Annotated in this window: 1 protein-coding gene; it reads right to left on the minus strand. The window is 39.1% G+C overall.

What is annotated here, in order from left to right; genetic code table 11:
• Positions 1-517 (minus strand): Hsp70 family protein (locus tag AC3G7N_RS22645; RefSeq protein WP_489424344.1); only part of this gene is annotated, 517 nt, incomplete at both ends.

Here is a 517-nt window from a genome sequence, read left to right on the forward strand (position 1 = left end):
AATTTGGTAAATACACTACCCATTGTTTCAATACCTAATGATAAAGGAGTTACGTCTAATAATACAACATCTCTTACATCACCTTGTAATACGCCACCTTGAATTGCAGCACCTAGCGCTACTACTTCATCTGGGTTAACACCTTTTGATGGTTCTTTCCCAGTTTCACGTTTAATTGCCTCTTGAACTGCTGGGATTCTAGTTGATCCACCAACCAGAATCACTTTGTGAATTTCACTTGAAGATAAACTAGCGTCTTTCAAGGCTTTACGTGTTGGTACCATTGTACGTTCTACTAAGTCCGAAGACAGCTCCTCAAATTTAGCACGAGTCAGGTTCATTTCAAGGTGTAATGGACCCGCATCTCCGGCTGTAATAAATGGTAACGAAATTTGTGTTTGCGCAACACCTGAAAGATCTTTCTTAGCTTTTTCAGCAGCATCTTTTAAGCGTTGGGTAGCCATTTTATCTTTTGAAAGATCAATTCCGTTTTCTTTCTTAAATTCCGCTACCATAT

Source organism: Virgibacillus carmonensis (assembly GCF_057836705.1).